Genomic DNA, 18,086 nt, shown 5'->3' with positions numbered 1-18,086 from the left:
GGTTATCCCTTTTCAGTCACAGAAGAACCAGAACGTATCTTGGTAGTGCCCTCGGTGACAACTTTTTGACCAATGTTTACGCCCTTAGAAACAGCCACCCAGCCATTAAATCGCGTGTGAAGCTCAACATTCGTTAACTGTGCTTTATCTTGATCATCCACGATGTATATAAAGTGTTGATCTTTCCGTGGGATAATGCTTTTTTCTGGCAGCATGATAGCGGTAAGTGCGCGTAACTCTAGTGTTATTTGCAATAACATACCGGGCCTAAGTTGCGCATTATTGTTGGCAAAATCGGCTGTCACTTGAACACTGCGGGTAGTTTCGTTAATGCGAGGGTCTATATGAGAAACATAACCGTTAAATGAGGTGTGTCTGTAAGCATCACTAATGGCGGTGACTGTCATGCCTTTTTTCAGTTGGCCCAAATACTTTTCAGGTACTTGAAAGTCCACTTTTATAACACTGATATCATCCAAAGTAGTAATGCTGGTATTGCTATCAACAAAGCTGCCGGTTGAAATAAGTTTTTTACCTAGCACACCGTCAAATGGCGCTTTGATAGTCATTTGTGCTAATTTGACTTTAGCGCTTTGCAGTTGGGTAAATAAAGCATCCGCGACAGAGCGTTGCTCTTCCAAAGCTGAGCGCGCAGCTGATTGTGTTTTTGCTAATTCATTTAGTCGAGATAACTGTCTTTGTTGTTCTTTTAATTGAATATTCAACTCTTCAACGGCGAGTTGCTCTTCCGCATCTAAGAGCTGTACCAATTTTTGATCTCGCTGAATTGAATCACCATCAGCAAAATAGATCTGTGTAACATAATCATCTTGTGAGCTGATAATATCAATAGCCTGATTGGCTCGGGCATTACCAACTGCTGCAACTGATATAATACGAGATTGTTCTTCTGCGGTGATTGTGCTGACGACGATTGTATTTGGCTTAATATTTGTCGGTTTTCCTTGAGAAGTTGGCAAATACAAATAGCCTGTTATACAAATCAGGACTAAAATAATAAAAGGAAAGAGGGCTTTACCCGATTGTTGTGCATACATGATATTTTACCACTGCGATTGATGACTCTAGTGTACAAAATATGTCGCTTCAATATGGAGTCGGGTATCTTGTTAATTTGTGCGTTGGCCGTAAAAGTTAAAATTACCGGCTTGTTTGTACCTAAAATGTTGATTTTTAAACATGAAAAAAAACAATGAATGTCAAACATGTAAAAAGATACGACAATTGTTGGCGTGGACGATCATTATGTTTGTATTTTATTTTGGGTTTTATATGTGAGGTTGGCGTAACAAATGCAAGCTAAATTAAGAGCTCAAGCGAATCAACACAGTATTGAATTTATGCTCGTTGGTGCAGTATGCCTTTGCATCATTATGGCGTTTGTGATTTTGCGCGATAGTGTGATCAGTGTTGTTGAAACGGCGTTGGTGAGTATTGCTATCTTTTCGATTTTGCTTGGTTTTTTGAAAAGCCAACAACCTTATTATAGTATAGTACTTGGTACACAAAGCGTCGTTTATATTCATAAGTTTGGGCGATGGAAAATTGCATTCGATAATGTGCATTCAAGTGGGGTACCTAAAGCTGGTGAAGCACCTGAATTACTGGAATTAAATGCTGTTGGCATTAAACTGGTCTCGATAGATCCATTTTTATTAGCATTAAAGCCGAGATTGGCAGGTAAATTATTAATTGAACAGAGGCATATATTTTTACAAGCTGTTAAAATGCATTGCAAAAATGGCAACTGCCCATCAGAATGGCTAATTGAATCGGATGAGTATAGCTCTGATTCAGGACAAGTCTATACCGGTTTGATCGCGATGTTTGCCAATCGAATGCACAATCTGAAAACGTTGACGGGCTATGACTTGCTATTGCCAGCAAATGTATTAGACCGAGATATATGGCGTTTTTCATACTTATTAAACCGCTGGAAATTAGATCCAGCTCAGGTGGTTAAAAACTTGTTGGAAGAGCAAGCCACCAATGAACAGATGTAACAGGAACAGTCCATGAGCGATGATAGAGCCTATATTAAAAGCGGTCGTAACACGATCATTCACAAAGAGAAAAAGCTCGATTTAGTTATTGTTAACGGGGAGTCGCACCCTAAAATACAAGTCACAGTAAATGGGCTTATTCCGTTTAAAGATGAGTTGCCTCGTAACCGCCGTGAAGCGAAAGAGCGCTATTTAGAAATAGTACATATTGCGAGTGCAGATATATTTGGCGAAGTAAAAAGGCTGCTATTCATTCAGTCTTTAGACGGCCGAGAATACAAAGTGGATTATAGTAAAGTAGGTACGAAGTTATTTGTAAGAATTCATCAAGATAGCTACATGTAACAGGCAAGGAGCGAAGTATGTTGAACCGTTTAGTCCTTCCATTATTGATTGGGAGTTTGTTAGTTGGATGCGGTGGTGGTTCGTCATCTTCAGAGCCTGCACAAGAAAATGCCAGTATTAACGTCAATAATAATATCACCGTAGTTGAAAAAGCGAGCGTGACGATTGCAGCTTCAGCTTCCCCGGCTGATGGGGTGTTTAATTGGCAGGTTATAAGCGGGCCAGCATTAGAAGGTTTCCCTCAACAGGCAAGTGAAGTAACCATAACGGCACCAGATGTGAAAACAGATAGCGTGATAATGTTGCAGGTGGATTACCGTGCGCCAAATGATAAAACTGCTTCTGATACAATCACGATCAATGTGACCTCTGAAAATCAATTACCGATTCCTGCTATTACTCAAACAGCGCCGGATGTGCTACCAGCTAAATATCCAGATACGGTTAAATTAAGTGCTGCAACATCGTCAGACCCAGATACAAACGGAGCGGTTGTGTCTTATCAGTGGCAGCAGTTGGCAGGCCCAACATTATCACTGAGTGACTTAACTCAAAGTGAAATTTCATTTGTACATCCATTGCTATTACAGACGCAAACCGCACGTTTTAGTTTAACGGTTAAAGATGACGAAGGTGGCGAGGCGAGTACTGAATTTTCAATGACATTGGCGGCGACAAATACCCCTGTATTGGCAGAAGCTGGAGATGAGCAAACAGTGACTGAGTTTGATGTGGTAACACTTGATGCGTCAAAAAGCGTCAGTGTGTCAGGGAGCTATACATGCCTTTGGAGTCAACAGGGAAGTAACTTACCTGTTGTAATTAATGATGTTGCGTCGTGCACCACAACGTTTATCGCGCCAAATGTCGATAGTACTGCTGAAGTCAGTTTTAAAGTTATTATTAAAGACCCGCTCAATTTATCTGAAGATGATAGTGTCAAAGTGACGATTACGCCCAAAGCTTTAGGTCTTCGAAATGATTCGGGCTTGGATAGTTGCTTCAGCAATACTTCTGTCATTACTTGTAATGACTCAACATTTGTCAATCAAGATGGTGATGTTGGGCGCGATAGCGTAGCGAGTTTAATTGATAAGACAGGCACAGGTAGAATCGGCTTTGATTTTACCAAATTGAATCAATTTGCTGATGAGCTCCCAGATTCTGAGACCGTATTTACCTGTGTTCGTGATAACGTAACAGGCTTAATTTGGGAAGTAAAAGAGACCAATACTGGCACAGTCCCCAATACATCAATACGGGATGGTAAAAACCATTATACTTGGTATTTATCTGCTGATGGGAGTGCACAAGATGGTTCAATTATTGGTCCAGCCAATTCCACGTGCCCAAGTAATGTCAATTGTGGTATTCAATCTTTAATAGATGATGTTAATGCCAGTAATTTTTGTGGAGGCAGTAATTGGCGTCTTCCAACGTACTTAGAGTTACTCGGGATTATTGACTTTGGCCATAGTGATGGGAAGCAATTATTAGATCCAATCTTCTTTCCAAATATACCGTCTGCCGCATTATTAAATCATCAGTATTATTGGACAACTCAAACAAGCGTTGATGGTCGTAGTTTAACCCAAGCTTTTATTCTCGATATGCAAACAGGTAATGATTTAGCTTACCCGAAAAAGAATACTGCGTATGTGCGTTTGGTTAGAACACCTTAGGAGTTATTTGTGAGAATTTTTATATTAATCTGCATATCTATGACTTCAATGTCGTTATTAGCAGCGCAAACTTGTATATCAACCGTTGTTAGTACGTCGCCGACGGAACGGTTTTCAATCTCAACAGAAGGCACTGTGACAGACTCTTTCACTGGGCTTATGTGGCAACGGTGTAATTTTGGCCAAATATATAATTCGGGTGATCAGAGTTGCACAGGTACAGCTCAACAACTTAATTGGCAGCAAGCTTTGAGTGCCGCTGCGAATGATGAGCTTGGGGAGTTTAAAGATTGGCATGTACCAAACATAAAAGAGTTGGCAAGTATTGTTGAGTTCCAGTGTGTAGAACCTGCCGCCAATATCACCATTTTCTCAGGAACGCTGAATGAAAACTATTGGACGAGTACCACTGCGATAACACAAATTGACCATGCGTGGGCTTACCAGTTTTCAGACGGGAAAAACAACATTAAAGCCAAAACATCTGATATATTTTTACGACTCGTTCGGTACAGCAAATAGTTTTGGTATTGCGTGAAAGTTTGATATTCTGACGCGATGTATGTTAAGGAGATTCTATGTCATTCATAAAGCGCTGCAGTTTGCTGTTGTCTATGTTGCCACTTACTTGCTTTGCTCAGGGGAAGTGTGAGGTTGAGCTTGGGCATGGTTTGATTATAACTGATTCAGTGATCCGTATTGTTGATAAAGGGCAAACTCGAGTACAAATTAATAATGATACCCAACTTTTAATTCAAGGCTATTGGATCGATCTCTCTGAACAAGAAACACAAGTTTTATATGAGTATTCAAAAGGGATACGAGACACCGTTCCTGAATTGGTAAGTTTAGCAACGGATGGTGTAAATTTGGGTTTAAGTGCGATTGAACAAGTTGTTGAAGGTATGTCAGATAAAGAACCTGAAGTACTTAAAACACAGTTACAGTATGTTGAGCGTGCTTTAATGGATAAGTTTAAAAGAGGGGATGATTTCTTCTTTATTGCACCTCAGTCTTTATCGAAGATAGATGATTTTTTCACGAAAGAGATTAGTCAAAAAATTCACTCAGCTGTTCATGGATCTTTAGGAGCGATTTTAGTCTCTTTAGGCGATGCGTTTAAATCGCGAGAGGGCAATATAGAAGACCGTATTACTGATATGAGCCAGCGGATGGATATTATCACGAAAGAAATTGATAAATCGTTAGAAAAAAAAGCACAACAACTAGAAAATAAAGCTGAAGAATATTGTGAGTGCTTAAATACCTTGGATGAAACGGAGGCTAGGCTTCAGGCAATAGTGCCTGATCTAACCGCTTATGATTTAGTACAAATACGATCTTAAAGGCGATATAACCGTTTTGCATTGTGGTAACTGAGTTTTTTCCATAACACTTCATTTTCAACAAGTTGACGGTACTCCAGCCATATTTCTTCATAACTTTTTTCCATCAAACATACCGGGTAATTTGAAGCGAACATGATACGTTCATCTCCAAAGTATTGAAGACATAGTTGTAGACATGTGTTTTTTGATAATGGAGATATAAGATGCTCGAAACCCGAAAATTTGATCGCTATATTTGGACAGCTTGATAGCTTAGCCATACTGTGATCCCATTGTGTATTACGTTCAAGCAACCCTGCATGATTAAGAAACAGTGATAGGTGCGGTAATGATAGGCAGTAGTTGGCAACTTGGTTAGCAACTTGTTGATTGTTTAGTTCAAACTGCGCTTCAAAGCATAACTTGTGACAGCTCAAAGTGGAGAGGTTTGTGAATACATTGGGGTGCAGTAAACGTATTGCATCAGTGCCTTCAGTAATATCACGAATACCTCTAAGGCAAGGGTCGTGAAGCAACTTAGAGAGCTGCTCAGAAAAGTGTATCGGCTCTAATGTGATATCAATATAGGCAATAGCCCCGTACCGCAATGGCCGAGCTGCCTTCGCAAGCCATTCGAGTTCTTTGTGAGGATGTTGATTATTAAATCCGGCTTCAATATGCACGACTGCTTCCACTAAGAAAGTGGGGTTTTTTAAGTGATTGGGGTTATGGTTTTGTTTTATCAGAGATAAATTGGCCCAATTTGGCGGGGTATCCCCCACCAGCCATTCATATTGACCCATTTGCAAATCAAAAAAATGAATGTGAGGGTCAATAATGGCAATCATTGCGCCGTATACCCCCCGTCAATAGTTTGTAGGCTGCCGGTTATGAAACTGGCATCATCACTGACGAGAAATGCCACTAATGCTGCAACTTCTTGCGCTTTACCTAAGCGGCCAAGTGGTTGCAATGCGGCCTCCTCTGCAACTATCGTGGCTTTATCTGCGTTGCTTTGTTCACAATATTTATCGATAGCGCTATGGAATAGTGGAGTTTCTATTGTGCCAGGGCACACTGCATTGGCGCGAATGTTATTTGGTGCGTAATCTAGCGCTGTTGTTTTGGCCATTGAGGCGAGTGCTGACTTTGTTAAATTATAAGCGAATGAATTGCGTTTACCGACGAGAGCTTGATCTGAGGAAATGAAAATAATAGCCCCATTATTTTGGGCTTTCATTATTGGTAATACGGCTTTTGTGGCCGCGTATGCACCTTTTACATTCAGAGAAAAGAGCTGATCAAGAGTTTTTTCATCAGTCTCTTCAATCGTTGCACTTAAATGTTTTCCAGCATTGGAAACTAAGACATCAATGCGTTTGTTTTTCTCTGTGATTTGTGCGATTGCAGCGTTGACCTGTGCAACGTTACTGACATCACAATGGATGAACTGACCGCGCTCACTGGGGGCTATGTCGAGGTTAAAGACTTGATAATCTTGTGATAGCAGCTTTTCGACAATGGCGAGGCCAATGCCAAAGCTGCCACCGGTAACAATGGCAACTTTTGTCATAGTTTAATGTCCACAACCACCGGCACCGTGAACATGCCCATGCGAGAGTTCTTCTGCCGTGGCTTCTCGTACCGAGATCACTTCTACGTCGAACGTTAAAGTTTTGCCAGCGAATGGGTGGTTAAGGTCACAGTCAGCGTTGAACTTCCCCACTTTAATGATGGTAACTTGATGTTTACCCTGGTTTGACTCCACAATGGCAGACATACCTGCTTTCCAAGCTTTATTGTTGCCTAAGCCTTGTAGGTGTTTAATTGGGATACGCTGTACTAAGCCTTCTTTAAACTCTCCATACGACTCTTCTGGAGAAAGTGTCACGCTGAATTTATCTCCCGTCGTTTTATTATCAAGCGCTTTTTCAAGACCAGGCAGCATACTGTCATTACCGTGTATGTAGCTAAGCGGCTCATCAGTAGTGCTCGTTTCAATATGTTGATCGCCTTCACTGAGTGTGTAATGGAATTCAACAGCGGTGTCTTTAGTAATGTGCATATCAGTCTCTGTAAGTAATTTATACGGTCATTTTACGTGACGATGTACTACTAAGCTAGAGTCTAGGCCCGCTTTCTGGTTTCACGAGCACCTCTAACTCCGACAAATACTGTTTAGTGTTTACAGGTTCAGATACCAACTGTGGCTTGGGTAAATGCAAAATCAGCGTATTGCCTGGTTTGAGCATGCTGTGTGCTGATATCTCATTCCAAATCATTAAGTCTTTGACCGAGACCTTGTAGAGCTGACTGACCTCCCATAAAGAGTCACCGGGTTTGATTTGGTGAAAATATTCAATTGTGACGGGCTTGGTTTGTTTCTTTTCAATAAGGTAAGGACTGATCTCGTAATCAATGAGTAAACTATTAGATTGGGTTACTTTATTTAGAGAAAGTACTTCACCAATATGTAATAAGGAGCTCGTTTTGTTATTGAGTAGCGTGATTGTTTTAACTTTAGTATTAAAACGCTTAGCGATGCTATAAAGGGTATCACCTTTTTTTACCGTATATGTTTGGCTAAAGTGACGCTTAAAGAACTGACTTTGTAATAGTTTTTTTTCAGTCATTGGCAGTAATACTTTATGTGGACCTTGAGGGGAACTTTGATGACGAAGAAAGCCTGGATTTAAGTGGTGGATTGTTTGTTTAGGAACATTCACTAGGGAAGAAAGAACGCCAAAATCAAATTGCTGACCAACATCTAATGCGGTCGAGAGCGCGTAGTTAGGTAGATGTGGCCGAGTAAATTTTGGGTGCTTTTTTTGTAATAAATAGCTTAATGCAAGTAATTTAGGTACGTACTCAGATGTTTCTTTTGGCAGTTTTAAGTGCCAAAAGTGCGTACTGATCCCCTTTGCTCTATTACGGTCAATGGCCTTCTTTACTCGGCCTTCCCCTGTGTTATAGGCGGCTATTGCATGTAACCAGTTGCCATTAAAGCGTTTGTATAAATAGCTTAAATAGTCGAGGGCAGCATCCGTCGCGGAGAGTACGTCTTTACGCCCATCGTACCAAGGATCAGATATTGCGCCAAAGTGGTATGCTGTCGCTTCAACTAATTGCCATACGCCAACGGCTTTTTGTTGAGAAACAGCTGTGGGCCTAAAATCACTTTCTACGAACGGCAGTAAAACGAGCTCCATAGGCAACCCGCGTTGTTCAACACGTTTCACGATATGGTATAGATATGGCGCGGCCCTTTTGTTGACCTGAGCCAAATAAGTTGGTTGTGCTAAATACCAATCAATACGTTTATGCAGCCGAGATGTAGGTACGACATCAAAGCTTAATTGGTTAACTATCACTTGCCAAAGGTTGGTTATGGGAGGCAGTAAAGGGGGCTCTTCGGGTAACTTAAAATTGTTAGCTGGCGGCTTGGTTGAGCTTGGTTCTATTTTTGGCTCAGGTTTGTTGGTCTTTGTAAGAGCTGTAAATACCGCTTGAGTATTATTTTCCTGTGGCTGAATTGTCGTACAGCCATTTAAAGTTCCAAGGATGGTCAGTAAATAAAAAATGCGCATGGATTCGCCTTTTACAATTGAGGAGGCGGGGTATTGGGCATTTGCACAGATAGCGTTTTGTTATTATTTTTTGGGTTGTGCTGCACGGCAATCTGATATAACAATGTTAGTTTGGGCTGTAATTCCTTTTTAGGATATCGCTTGAGTAATTCTTCAGGGAGCTCATTATTTTGTCGTATACTGTGCTTCATCACAGTGCGTAAAAAAGTGATAGGTTTGTTTAATGCGGCACGCTTATAGGGTTTTCCATGGCTTGGAAGTAGCCATTTAATCTGTGATGTATTTTCCATAATACTTAAAGTCTGAAGCCATTGATTGAGCTTTGAGTGTGTGACGTAGGGGATCGGATCGATGCTGGTACCCGCAAACATGCCATTGTTGAGGTGACTGAATACAGATAAATCTTCTTTACTGAATGCTGAATACGTTTCGATATCAATTAAATGGTTACCTAGTTGCAATTGCTTTTTGACCTCGATGGGAGCGCGAAGAGGAATATTTTTCCAATCTTGGATCCGTTGATTAGCCTGTCGCATTTTATTTTTCCAAAGCGCTTTGCCTTCTAAATCAAAATTTTCCACTCTTTGAGTGCTGACCTCATAACTATTTAAGTACTGGGAGATTTTGTCGTTGTAGGCATGCTGATAATTGCTTAGGTTATGTTTCACATGTGAAGGTGCAATCCACGAGGCTGCAGGAAATGCACGTTGCATTAAAGCAATGCCAAGTACTTCATGAATGTCACTACTCGTACTAATTAAATAGCAAACAGGGACTTTTATACGGTTCTTAATTTGCTTGATGGTCAGCTCAATGGCGGTGAAATCACCATGTGCATTTATAACGGCAGCGCAATTTTTACCTGTCAGTATGGCAAGGTTTGTTTGTAACTGTATTGCATTTTTTGGTGGAGAAATAATAAATGTATTAGGATCAATCTGATGCCACTTTTGGGCAAAGGTAAAAAATGAAAAACACAATAGAAATATAAAAATGAAAAAACGCATAATTAGAAAAACCCATCTATCTCATGTCGATAATTTAACCGAAAATACGTTTTTTATAAAGACTTCAATCTACCTCAAGGTGTGATACTAGCTTATCAATTAGTATTTGTTGCGACTGATGGTGCGTTTGTTGCTGCTGCTCAAGAGCTTGCAAATCGTGACACAAATAAAGCGCAGCCATGAGCAATGCATTTTGTTCATTACGAACTGTGGCGCGTTGCTTCATTTGGGTAACGCGCTCATTCAGTAAATTCGCGGCATCGAGGAGCACGTTTTCTTGCCCCTCAGAACAGGCAAATTGATGGGTTTTGCCAAGCAGGGTCACATCAACTTGATTGATCTTCTCAGACATTAGCTCGCCTGGGTTGCACTTTGCAGTTTATCAAGTAGATTCGTTAAAGTACTACTTGTTTCTTTTTGCTTCTCTTCACTTTCAAGTACTTCAAGTTGTAAAGTTTCATTTTCATCGATTAGTTTACTATTTTGCTCTTTAAGTCCTGAAACTTCATTATTTAGTCGCTCATTTTGAGCAATGAGTTGATCGATCAGCTGTTCGAGTTGAGGGAGAGTGTCGTTATTCATAAATGCGCTCTTATACAGTATTTTTGTCATGCAAATGTAAAACAAAGTGACGTAGGATGCTAGTCATTACGCACCTTTATGCTGATTTTTCTATGGCTTTGGGTAATAATGACGGATATACCCTATTTTATTCACAAGCGGTTCAGCAAAATTGCTCAATTGCGAAGCAAGGTCTCTTTATGCTTAGTTACAGACATTCATTTCATGCGGGTAATCCAGCAGATATTATTAAACATTTAGTCCTTGCGACAGTATTAGAGTACATGACTCGCAAGGATAAGCCTTTGGATTACATTGATACTCATTCCGGAGCTGGTTTTTTTGAGCTCAACAGTAGTGATGCGCAAAAGACCCAAGAGTATTTAGACGGCATAGCAAAGCTTTGGCACTATGATGGTGGCAATGAAACGTTGGCGCATTTTGTTACTTTGGTTAAATCGTTTAATAAAACAGACTTGTTATATTATCCGGGTTCGCCGAAAATGGCTGAGCAATTTTTAAGACGTCAAGATAAAGGATGGTTTTTTGAATTACACCCTAAAGACTTGGGGCTTTTAGAAGAGAATTTGTCACATAAAAAGTCTTTAAGAGTCCGTGGTGAAGATGGATTTAAAGGGTTACTTGGATTGGTACCACCTGCATCAAGACGTGCATGTGTTTTAATGGATCCTCCGTATGAAATAAAAACGGATTATCAGCAAGCTGCGAAAATGATCATTAAAGCACATAAACGTTTTAACTCTGGTACTTATATGATTTGGTACCCAGTTGTGGATAGAGAGCGTATTGACCTGTTAGAAGAGACGCTTAAGGAGTCAGGTATTAACAATATTCAACTGTTTGAATTGGCAACCAGTTGCGATACTCAAGAACATGGTATGACAGCTTCGGGTATGATAGTAATTAACCCCCCTTGGACATTGAAAGCGGCTATGGACGATGTATTACCTGAGTTGGTTGACATCTTGAGTGATGAAAATGGGTTTTACCGCAGCGAACAGCTTGTCGAAGAATAAGTTAGCCGGTGCCCCTATTGTCATATAGCGGCACCACTTTGAATCCGAGTTACTTTTTGACGAATTTAGTTAATATAACAATGCGTTGACCATCAACTCGACCTTCTATATGGTCCGGATTAGAGGTTAGGCCAATATTACGCACTGCGGTTCCTCTTTTTGCCACAATACTACTGCCTTTTACATCTAGATCTTTAATTAGCACTACGGTATCGCCTGCATTGAGTCGTACACCGTTGCTGTCCAGATGAACAATCTCATCTTCATCTGCGAGTACCTGAGCAGCCCAAGTTCGCGTGTCATCTTCTAAATACAACATATCTAACGCATCTTGTGCCCAACTATGCTCGACAGCCAATTGGCTTAATAAACGAAAAGCAACGACTTGTACGGCTGGTGTTTGGCTCCACATGCTATCATTTAGGCAATGCCAATGATTTGTTTGTAGCGTTTCATTGCCCTCAACTTGGGGTTTGCATGTTGAGCATAGATACACACATTTATCTGAGTGAGCTTCATTTACAGGTGGTACTTCAAAAACGTCAAGACCTGTATTATTGCTACATAATTCACATTGTCCGTTGCTTCTTTGAGCTAAAGTGGCGGCGATACTCATAATTTATTCCTACAAACATAGATGAAAGTGGAATTATACGTGATTATTATGGACCCTCGCTAGTGGTGCTTAGAGATTGTAAGTACTTTCGTTCAATGTTCTTAAAGTAGGTTTTTTTTGACAAAGCTTCAATTGCTTTATTTATGATTGGCAATAGGTTTTTATGCTTAGACAATAAGCGCATGTGGATATACCCTTGAGAGTGTATTGCAGCCATAAAAAATGGAATATTCAGTTTCTTAGACCAATACAGCGCTGGCAAATTACCGATTATGATTTGATCAACACGTTTACGATGTAGTGCAAGCATCAACTCTTTTTCAGAATTGAAATCGACGCGTTCAAACACTTCATCATTATGATAATAGTAACCTCGAACCGTGCCTACAATCATATGCTCAAGAGAGGGGGGAACATGTGTTTTTAGACGAGTCACAATGTATTCTGAGATTGGTAATATTGCAATGGAAAATATATATTGTGGATTGTTTAACTCAGTGTCTTTTAGCCAGCTAGGGCTCACTAAATCAAAGTCTATTTTTTGCTGCTGTAAGTAATAGTTGGTACGCTTTGCTGGCAAGAGGAGATCTTCCCCTGTAATATTTGCTTCTTTTAAAATTGCTTGGATTGCTTCAGGAAGTATGCCAGGAGCCCTTGGGTCATGTGTGTAATAAGGGTAATAGTTACCTGAGCCACTTAAGCTATACTCTAAGTGGTTTTTGGTGAGTGCGTTTGATGACCAAACAGCACACACTAAATAAAGGGTTACTATTCTTTTTGGTACATTCATATCACAATATTAGTCCAAAACCGTGTGAAGGAATACTAGATGCGTGTAAAGTTTATTTATAAGTTTATACGTATATTGATAATTATTGATAAGAACATGAGTTTTTAATTGCTCAGCTTACATGCATATCGTATTCTGATAGTTCCCGAGCTTCATTAGTTAAAACAAGGGTATTGATGTTGATGAGTGGCACGATCGCAAAAGTTAAAAATTCTTCAGTGCAATATATTGCACGCCAGCCAATACTTGATAAAGCTCAAAATATCTATGCGTATGAATTATTGTATCGAGATTCAGATAACAATGCTTTTCCGTCTGGCGTGACCGATGGTCAAGCCACGGGCCGAATGTTTTTCAATTCGTTAATGTTTGTAGGCGTTGATCGGCTTGCGGCAGGACATAGAGCATTTATTAACCTCTCTGACGAATCTTTATTACATGAGCTCCCAAAGTTACTTAATCCTGAAAATCTAATTGTAGAAATCGTCGAACGCTCGCAAAATATTACCGAGTTGGTTGAAACGGTCGTAAGACTAAAAAAGCAGGGTTATCATTTTGCTTTAGATGATTATGACGGGGACGCACGTTGGGCACCCTTATTGCCACTTATGAATTATATTAAGTTAGAAGTCGAGCAGCCAATCATTAAAACAACGATGATGCTGAAAAAGCTAAAACGGACCTATCCGGATGTAAAAATAGTTGTGGAACGGATTGAAACGCTCGAGGAATATAATTTTATTCATGCTGCTGGGGCCGATTATTTCCAAGGCTTCTTTTTTGCTCGTCCAGAAATGTTAAACCATGGCAACATTGAACCCTCCAAAGCTGCGATTTTCGATTTACTACGTTGCACAGCGAAAACGAATTTGTGTTTTAAAGAAGTTCAGCAGCGAGTTGCGAAAGATTTAAGCTTAACAGCAAGAATTTTAAAATTAGCAAATGCGAAAGCTGGCGATAATAAAATTGAAATGAAGTCGATTGCTCAAGCTGTTGTGTATTTGGGAGAGGATGCGATACGCCAATTTGTTCGAGTATTAGCACTGAGTGAGCTCGGGCTTGATAAGCCAGCAGAGCTGACAAAAATGGGCTTGATGCGAGCTCGGTTTATTGAACTATTTCTAGCACCGGGTGGAGATGAAATGGCTGAGCAGGGCTATTTAATCGGTTTAATGTCAATATTAGATGCCATATTAGAGATTGAGTTGTCGGTGGTTATTTCTGAGTTTTCTTTAGATAGTTCATTAAGTAGTGCGTTGTTAAATTATCAAGGACTTATGGGGGGCGCGTTGCGCTTAGCATTAGAAATTGAGTATAATAACTGGCAAGAGGCTGAAGCCATTCTGAATGCCATTCGACCCGCGACGAATAAAACGCACTTGTTTGATTTAGCGATGCAAAGCCGGACTTATGCAGATGATATTTTTGCCGTGGTGCACGTTTAACATCAGTTTATTAAATTAGAGCCAAATTGATATTGAGTGGTGTTAGATAACGTTGCTCTTGCTGTAAATCAGCAAATAAAATCGAGTGCTTGTTTGCCCAATCCGCATCGAGTTTAATGCTCAGTGTATCTTCTTGTGCTTGCAATTCTATCTTACCTGTTTGTTGATACTGTCGCTTCTGGTTGCAAATTATTGCTAAGCGCAGCAAGGTCAATAGTTTAGCAAAGTTCTTTGGTTGCTCAGTAAAAAGTGCGTGAATGTCAGTTGGTTTGATCTTCTTTCGGTAAAAACGAATTAAAGTGCTGAGTAATAGTTGTTGTTCTTGTGTAAAACCAGGAAGTTGGCTGTGCATAATAATATAAGCACTATGCTTGTGTAAGCCTGATGAATTGATAGTCAAACCAACTTCGTGAAGTTGTGCAGCCCAGCATAAAATCTGTAAATCACAGCTATTAAGCTGCCAGCTTCGTTCTGTTGCGGCAAAAAATTGTCGTAAAGTTTGACAAATGTTATCGCTATGGGCTGTATCAACAGTGTAGTGCTCGCATAAAGTATTTATAGTACGGGCACGAATATCAAACTCTTTACGCTGGTGGGCCTCATGCATAAGTCCTTCACGTAATGCAAAATCACAGTATTCTAAAGAGTGAATGTTGAGTTGTTTAAATATCGCAATTAATACAATGAGGCCACCGACAATACTATTGCGGCGTTCAATAGGAAGCCCTTTTAGCACCAATAGTTGTAATTGTTGTTGTTCAAATATGAGTGTTTTGATGTGTGTTAGACTTTTCAGAGTGAGGTGTGACTCATTAAAGTAAGCATGATTGATTGCGCTCAGTGTCTTGATGGTACCTGAGGTACCTAAGCAGGTTTCCCAACCTTTGTTTAAATAACTAGCTGTAATTACTTCTAAGTCTTGCTCAGCTTTGATTAGTGCTTTATTAAAGCGTTTTTCTGTTAACTTACCACCTGAGAAAAACTGCTGCGTCATGTTAACACAACCCATATTACGGCTTGTCAATAAGAGGTGGTTAAAATGTCGGCCAATAATGAGTTCACTACTACCTCCACCAATATCAATAACTAATCTATTGTGTTCATTATGAATATAGTTAGCGACGCCTTGATAAATAAGGCGTGCTTCTTCTTGCCCCGAAATAACATTGATTTTAAATGGGAAGCATTGCTGAGCTTTGTGTAAAAAATGTTGAATATTTTTACTATTGCGCAATGTGTATGTAGCAACAACTTGTACATGACTATGAGAGAAGCTTTTTAAGGTTGTTGCAAACTGTTTTAACGCATGCAATGCGCGTTCAATTGCTTCGGATGATAGGTAGAAATCATCGTCTAGTCCTGCAGCGAGGTACACTCTTTGCTTTTCTTTATGTAATATTTGAAAGCGTCCGTCGACTTCTCTCGCAATTAATAAATGAAAGCTATTTGAGCCTAAGTCAACGGCGGCAATAGAGGGGTATTCTGTCATTGTGTGCTCTTACTATTTTCCCATTTCTTTAGATAGTCATATATTGCCAACTGTGAACGGATCTTTTTGCTATTACCTCTGCGAACATAGAGGTTCTTTTGTTCTTTATCAATGACCCTAGCTTTACATCGGTCACGTAATTGCAGCTCCAATATTTCTATGATGACATTTTTTAATTCGTCATCATAGATAGGTGCAGTTACCTCAACACGGTGGTCAAGGTTACGAGTCATCCAATCAGCAGATGAAATATAAACCTGAGGATCACCATCGTTTTCAAATACCATAACACGGGGGTGCTCTAAAAACCGATCAACGATGCTGATAACTTCGATATTGTCACTAAAACGAGGTAAACCAGGGACCAATGCACACATCCCTCTTACGATAATACGAATTTTAACACCGTGACGGGCTGCAAAGTACAGCTTATCTACCAATTGCTTATCAACTAGGTTATTTATCTTTATTGTGATTTTACCTAATTTTCCTTGTTCGCACAGTCGTACCTCACGGTCGATTAAATCAAGAATACGATCTCGTGCATTGACAGGAGAAATCATCAAATGTTCAAAATGAAAGGGTCGATAGCTGCTTTCTATAAATTTGAAAACGCTATCACATTCATTACATATATCGGTGTGTTTTGTAAACAGACTAAAGTCAGTATAAATCTTCGCTGTTTTCTCGTGGAAATTGCCGGTGCCGATATGCGCGTATTTTACTATTCTCCCTTTCTCTTTACGGTGAATGACGCAGAGTTTACTATGCACTTTTAATGCAGGAATACCGACCATTACCTTAATCCCAGCTTCGGAAAGCAATTTAGCCCATTCAATATTATTTTGCTCATCAAAACGGGCTTTTAACTCGACCATGACGGTTATTTTCTTGCCGTTTTTGGCTGCACTTAATAAAGATGAAATTAACCGAGAGCGACTGGCAACTCGATAAATATTCACCTTTATTTGTGTAACTTTGGGATCAAAAGCGGCTTGGCGTACATATTCCAACATGTGGTTAAAGGTATGATAGGGATAATAAAGCAGAATATCCTTCTCTGAAATCGCTTTAAATACACTGCCATGCGCGTCGAAGGCTGCACTTTGTAATGGCTGTAATGGCGCGTTTTCTAAATGCTTTCGTCCAACATTTGGAAACGAAATAAAGTCTCTAAAATTACGATAGCGGCCTCCGGGGATCAGGGCATCTTGATGGGTAACACCGAGACGCTTTTTCATGATTTTAAGCATTTCTTCGGGCATAGCTTGGTCATATACGAGCCTAACGGGTTCCGCACATAAGCGTTGTTTTAAGCCTTTAGACATTTTATCTAAAAGGCCTTCTTCTATTTCGTTATCTAGATTGTACTCTGCATCTCGGGTCAGTTTTATTGCATAGCCATCGATACTATCAAAATTGAAAAAGCCTTTAAAAACATCCTTTATGAAATATTGAACGACATCGTCTAGCATCACAATTGTTTTATGACGCTTGGCTTTTTCTGGGGGTAATTGAACAAAGCGTTCAATGCGATCTGTGGGGATTTCAAGTAATGCGTGATGTTGCTTTTCTCCGAGCATTTGCACAAAAAAATAGATCATCGTATCGTTGATATTGTTAGAGTAATCTTTATTCTCAGTTAATAGCATGGGCGACATCTGTGGTAATACTTGGTCTTTAAAGAATTGTTTAAGCCACGCTAAGTGCAGTTCTGATAAATCACGGGGCTGTGCCACATGAATATTGTGCTTTTCTAAATCGGCCAATATTTGCTGGTGGACCACGTTGAATTTCTTTCCGAGTTCAAGTACTTTTTTATTAATATTAGCAAGTAGTGCTTCATCGGCATCAAAGTGCGCATCGGATAATTTATTTAATAATACACGTCGCTTTACATCGGCCACACGAACTCGAAAAAATTCATCTAGATTATTGGAGAATATACCTAAAAATCGCATTCTTTCTATTATGGGATTGCTGTTATCTTTTGCTTCTTGTAGAACTCGTTCATTGAACGAAAGCCAACTGAGCTCTTTTGAAAAGTAACTTATCGTTTCAGTAGGATGAGAGGTCGCCTGCATTTTTTAATTCTTTAGGAAGAAATTAAAGGTAATATAGGTCCAAGGTGTGACATTTTCATGACAAGCCTTAACGCTTGTCATGGCTAACTAT

General features: G+C 39.8%; 19 protein-coding genes. 7 read left to right on the top strand and 12 right to left on the bottom strand.

The window, feature by feature from the left end:
• Positions 1–2: 2 nt before the first annotated feature.
• Complete coding sequence (locus PAUR_RS00220) at positions 3–1,058, bottom strand: efflux RND transporter periplasmic adaptor subunit (protein WP_192505839.1); 1,056 nt, start codon at positions 1,056–1,058, stop codon at positions 3–5.
• Between the two features lie 255 nt (positions 1,059–1,313).
• Here PAUR_RS00220 and PAUR_RS00215 point away from each other — a divergent pair, with 255 nt between their 5' ends.
• The 5 genes from PAUR_RS00215 to PAUR_RS00195 are packed head-to-tail and all read left to right on the top strand — an operon-like array spanning position 1,314 to position 5,397.
• Positions 1,314–2,024, top strand: coding sequence for a DUF2982 domain-containing protein (locus PAUR_RS00215; RefSeq protein ID WP_192505838.1), 711 nt, complete (start codon positions 1,314–1,316; stop codon positions 2,022–2,024).
• A gap of 12 nt (positions 2,025–2,036) precedes the next feature.
• A complete protein-coding gene (locus PAUR_RS00210; protein WP_192505837.1) occupies positions 2,037–2,369 on the top strand; it encodes a hypothetical protein in 333 nt (110 codons plus the stop codon).
• Between the two features lie 17 nt (positions 2,370–2,386).
• Positions 2,387–4,051 carry an Lcl C-terminal domain-containing protein gene (locus PAUR_RS00205; protein ID WP_192505836.1) on the top strand — a complete coding sequence of 555 codons (1,665 nt, stop codon included), beginning with the start codon at positions 2,387–2,389 and terminating at the stop codon, positions 4,049–4,051.
• Positions 4,052–4,060: 9 nt separating this feature from the next.
• Positions 4,061–4,573 (top strand): Lcl C-terminal domain-containing protein, encoded by a 513-nt coding sequence (locus PAUR_RS00200; RefSeq protein WP_318782589.1) that lies wholly within the window; start codon positions 4,061–4,063, stop codon positions 4,571–4,573.
• A 56-nt stretch (positions 4,574–4,629) separates the two neighbouring features.
• The gene (locus PAUR_RS00195) at positions 4,630–5,397 is read left to right on the top strand and encodes a YggN family protein (protein ID WP_192505835.1); all 768 of its coding nucleotides are present in this window, start codon (positions 4,630–4,632) and stop codon (positions 5,395–5,397) included.
• Here the strand turns inward: PAUR_RS00195 and PAUR_RS00190 are convergent.
• From PAUR_RS00190 to zapB, 7 genes are all read right to left on the bottom strand, one after another.
• Positions 5,394–6,227 (bottom strand): amidohydrolase family protein, encoded by an 834-nt coding sequence (locus PAUR_RS00190; RefSeq protein WP_192505834.1) that lies wholly within the window; start codon positions 6,225–6,227, stop codon positions 5,394–5,396. The genes PAUR_RS00195 and PAUR_RS00190 overlap by 4 nt on opposite strands.
• Positions 6,224–6,952, bottom strand: coding sequence for an SDR family NAD(P)-dependent oxidoreductase (locus PAUR_RS00185; protein WP_192505833.1), 729 nt, complete (start codon positions 6,950–6,952; stop codon positions 6,224–6,226). The genes PAUR_RS00190 and PAUR_RS00185 overlap by 4 nt, the downstream gene beginning before the upstream one ends.
• Positions 6,953–6,955: 3 nt before the next feature.
• On the bottom strand, positions 6,956–7,444 hold the full coding sequence (locus tag PAUR_RS00180) for an FKBP-type peptidyl-prolyl cis-trans isomerase (RefSeq protein ID WP_192505832.1): 489 nt from the start codon (positions 7,442–7,444) through the stop codon (positions 6,956–6,958).
• Between the two features lie 55 nt (positions 7,445–7,499).
• Positions 7,500–8,966 (bottom strand): LysM peptidoglycan-binding domain-containing protein, encoded by a 1,467-nt coding sequence (locus PAUR_RS00175; RefSeq protein WP_192505831.1) that lies wholly within the window; start codon positions 8,964–8,966, stop codon positions 7,500–7,502.
• 11 nt (positions 8,967–8,977) lie between these two features.
• Positions 8,978–9,973 (bottom strand): hypothetical protein, encoded by a 996-nt coding sequence (locus PAUR_RS00170; protein ID WP_192505830.1) that lies wholly within the window; start codon positions 9,971–9,973, stop codon positions 8,978–8,980.
• A 64-nt stretch (positions 9,974–10,037) separates the two neighbouring features.
• Positions 10,038–10,325: a cell division protein ZapA gene (locus tag PAUR_RS00165; RefSeq protein ID WP_192505829.1), complete on the bottom strand. Its 288-nt coding sequence runs from the start codon at positions 10,323–10,325 to the stop codon at positions 10,038–10,040.
• On the bottom strand, positions 10,325–10,555 hold the full coding sequence (gene zapB / locus PAUR_RS00160; protein WP_192505828.1) for a cell division protein ZapB: 231 nt from the start codon (positions 10,553–10,555) through the stop codon (positions 10,325–10,327). Before zapB ends, PAUR_RS00165 begins: the two co-directional genes overlap by 1 nt.
• A 179-nt stretch (positions 10,556–10,734) precedes the next feature.
• Between zapB and PAUR_RS00155 the strand changes: the two genes are divergently transcribed.
• Entirely contained in the window at positions 10,735–11,571 is an 837-nt protein-coding gene (locus PAUR_RS00155; protein WP_192506068.1) for a 23S rRNA (adenine(2030)-N(6))-methyltransferase RlmJ, read from the top strand.
• A gap of 49 nt (positions 11,572–11,620) precedes the next feature.
• On the opposite strand, the gene PAUR_RS00150 is transcribed toward PAUR_RS00155, so the two are convergent.
• Positions 11,621–12,187, bottom strand: a complete 567-nt coding sequence (locus PAUR_RS00150; protein WP_192505827.1) for a PhnA domain-containing protein — start codon at positions 12,185–12,187, stop codon at positions 11,621–11,623.
• A gap of 46 nt (positions 12,188–12,233) precedes the next feature.
• Positions 12,234–12,977: a type 2 periplasmic-binding domain-containing protein gene (locus PAUR_RS00145; protein WP_192505826.1), complete on the bottom strand. Its 744-nt coding sequence runs from the start codon at positions 12,975–12,977 to the stop codon at positions 12,234–12,236.
• A 176-nt stretch (positions 12,978–13,153) separates the two neighbouring features.
• Here PAUR_RS00145 and PAUR_RS00140 point away from each other — a divergent pair, with 176 nt between their 5' ends.
• The gene (locus PAUR_RS00140; RefSeq protein WP_192505825.1) at positions 13,154–14,422 is read left to right on the top strand and encodes an EAL and HDOD domain-containing protein; all 1,269 of its coding nucleotides are present in this window, start codon (positions 13,154–13,156) and stop codon (positions 14,420–14,422) included.
• A gap of 10 nt (positions 14,423–14,432) precedes the next feature.
• Here PAUR_RS00140 and PAUR_RS00135 read toward each other — a convergent pair whose 3' ends face one another.
• Together PAUR_RS00135 and ppk1 are read right to left on the bottom strand one after the other, a co-directional pair.
• Complete coding sequence (locus tag PAUR_RS00135) at positions 14,433–15,911, bottom strand: Ppx/GppA phosphatase family protein (protein ID WP_192505824.1); 1,479 nt, start codon at positions 15,909–15,911, stop codon at positions 14,433–14,435.
• The gene (gene ppk1 / locus PAUR_RS00130) at positions 15,908–17,995 is read right to left on the bottom strand and encodes a polyphosphate kinase 1 (RefSeq protein WP_192505823.1); all 2,088 of its coding nucleotides are present in this window, start codon (positions 17,993–17,995) and stop codon (positions 15,908–15,910) included. The genes PAUR_RS00135 and ppk1 overlap by 4 nt, the downstream gene beginning before the upstream one ends.
• Positions 17,996–18,086 lie beyond the last annotated feature (91 nt).

Source organism: Pseudoalteromonas aurantia 208 (genome assembly GCF_014858725.1).
Lineage (GTDB): Bacteria > Pseudomonadota > Gammaproteobacteria > Enterobacterales > Alteromonadaceae > Pseudoalteromonas > Pseudoalteromonas aurantia.
Note: the sequence above shows the minus strand (reverse complement) of the source record. Positions and strands in the feature narration are given on the sequence as shown.

What these genes read in the sequence shown, in the direction of transcription:
- PAUR_RS00180 (WP_192505832.1), bottom strand. Translation starts at nt 7,444, where the DNA reads ATGCACATTACTAAAGACACCGCTGTTGAATTCCATTACACACTCAGT.
- PAUR_RS00140 (WP_192505825.1), top strand. Translation starts at nt 13,154, where the DNA reads ATGTTGATGAGTGGCACGATCGCAAAAGTTAAAAATTCTTCAGTGCAA.
- PAUR_RS00185 (WP_192505833.1), bottom strand. Translation starts at nt 6,952, where the DNA reads ATGACAAAAGTTGCCATTGTTACCGGTGGCAGCTTTGGCATTGGCCTC.
- PAUR_RS00215 (WP_192505838.1), top strand. Translation starts at nt 1,314, where the DNA reads ATGCAAGCTAAATTAAGAGCTCAAGCGAATCAACACAGTATTGAATTT.
- PAUR_RS00175 (WP_192505831.1), bottom strand. Translation starts at nt 8,966, where the DNA reads ATGCGCATTTTTTATTTACTGACCATCCTTGGAACTTTAAATGGCTGT.
- PAUR_RS00155 (WP_192506068.1), top strand. Translation starts at nt 10,735, where the DNA reads ATGCTTAGTTACAGACATTCATTTCATGCGGGTAATCCAGCAGATATT.
- PAUR_RS00165 (WP_192505829.1), bottom strand. Translation starts at nt 10,325, where the DNA reads ATGTCTGAGAAGATCAATCAAGTTGATGTGACCCTGCTTGGCAAAACC.
- PAUR_RS00170 (WP_192505830.1), bottom strand. Translation starts at nt 9,973, where the DNA reads ATGCGTTTTTTCATTTTTATATTTCTATTGTGTTTTTCATTTTTTACC.
- PAUR_RS00220 (WP_192505839.1), bottom strand. Translation starts at nt 1,058, where the DNA reads ATGTATGCACAACAATCGGGTAAAGCCCTCTTTCCTTTTATTATTTTA.
- PAUR_RS00150 (WP_192505827.1), bottom strand. Translation starts at nt 12,187, where the DNA reads ATGAGTATCGCCGCCACTTTAGCTCAAAGAAGCAACGGACAATGTGAA.
- PAUR_RS00195 (WP_192505835.1), top strand. Translation starts at nt 4,630, where the DNA reads ATGTCATTCATAAAGCGCTGCAGTTTGCTGTTGTCTATGTTGCCACTT.
- PAUR_RS00145 (WP_192505826.1), bottom strand. Translation starts at nt 12,977, where the DNA reads ATGAATGTACCAAAAAGAATAGTAACCCTTTATTTAGTGTGTGCTGTT.
- PAUR_RS00210 (WP_192505837.1), top strand. Translation starts at nt 2,037, where the DNA reads ATGAGCGATGATAGAGCCTATATTAAAAGCGGTCGTAACACGATCATT.
- PAUR_RS00205 (WP_192505836.1), top strand. Translation starts at nt 2,387, where the DNA reads ATGTTGAACCGTTTAGTCCTTCCATTATTGATTGGGAGTTTGTTAGTT.
- zapB (WP_192505828.1), bottom strand. Translation starts at nt 10,555, where the DNA reads ATGAATAACGACACTCTCCCTCAACTCGAACAGCTGATCGATCAACTC.
- ppk1 (WP_192505823.1), bottom strand. Translation starts at nt 17,995, where the DNA reads ATGCAGGCGACCTCTCATCCTACTGAAACGATAAGTTACTTTTCAAAA.
- PAUR_RS00190 (WP_192505834.1), bottom strand. Translation starts at nt 6,227, where the DNA reads ATGATTGCCATTATTGACCCTCACATTCATTTTTTTGATTTGCAAATG.
- PAUR_RS00135 (WP_192505824.1), bottom strand. Translation starts at nt 15,911, where the DNA reads ATGACAGAATACCCCTCTATTGCCGCCGTTGACTTAGGCTCAAATAGC.